The organism is Piscicoccus intestinalis NBRC 104926 (assembly GCF_001515525.1).
In the GTDB taxonomy this organism is placed as follows: domain Bacteria; phylum Actinomycetota; class Actinomycetes; order Actinomycetales; family Dermatophilaceae; genus Kineosphaera; species Kineosphaera intestinalis.
Map to the genome: position 1 here is coordinate 1 of NZ_BCNQ01000321.1, position 827 is coordinate 827.

Below are 827 nucleotides of genomic sequence, written 5' to 3' on the forward strand. Positions count from 1 at the left end.
GGTAACGCTGTGGCGGGAACGTCGGGCTTGACGTGGTGCTTCCAGGAGCGGCGGCGGTAGTGGGTCTCGTAGTCCGTCGAGTCAAGTGACTGAGTGGAGGTCTGTGCGATCCGTGCCGGAATGGAGTGTCCCCGATTTTTCGGAGTGTGGTTTAGGCTGCGATTCCTGTGAGTGTGCGATGCCCTTTGTCCCACTCGGCTGGGGTGAGGTATCCCAGGTGTGAATGGCGGCGCTGTCTATTGTAGTAATGTTCGATCCAGGTGAAGGTCTCTTTCCGTAATGTGGACAGGCTCACCCAGGGGCGGGTGTGGATGAGTTCCTTTTTGTAGGTCGCGAAGAAGGACTCGGCGACGGCGTTGTCGAAACAATCCCCGGTGCGGCCCACGGAACGGCGGATGTGGTGGTCCTTGCAGTACGAGGCGAATTCGGCCGATGTGAATTGGGACCCGCGGTCGCTGTGAAAGATGATTCCGGCTGGTGGCCGGCGGCGTGCGATGGCCAGCGTCAGTGCCTCGATGACAAGGTCGGTGCGCATGTGGTCGGCCAGTGCCCAGCCCACAACGGCTCGGGAGTGTAGGTCGATGGCTATGGCCAGATACGCCCAGCCGTTCCAGGTCTTGATGTAGGTGATATCGGAACACCACTTCTGGTTCGGCCGCTCGGCTGTGAAGTCGCGCCCGATCAGGTCTGGGGCCGGCGCCGGGTCCGGGCCGCTGGTGGTCGTGCGCTTCCAGGCGCGGGGGTGGCGTCCGCGCAGCCCGGCGGCCTGCATGAGGCGAGCGACGCGATTCTTGCCGACCCGTTCGCCCAGGGCGAGCAGCTCGGCG

The 827-nt window shown here is 63.6% G+C and carries 1 protein-coding gene; it reads right to left on the reverse strand.

Translation table 11 applies throughout. From position 1 onward, the window contains the following. Nucleotides 1-151 precede the first annotated feature (151 nt). The coding region (locus tag PINTE_RS21480; RefSeq protein WP_157087462.1) for an IS3 family transposase at nucleotides 152-827 on the reverse strand (676 nt) is incomplete at its 5' end.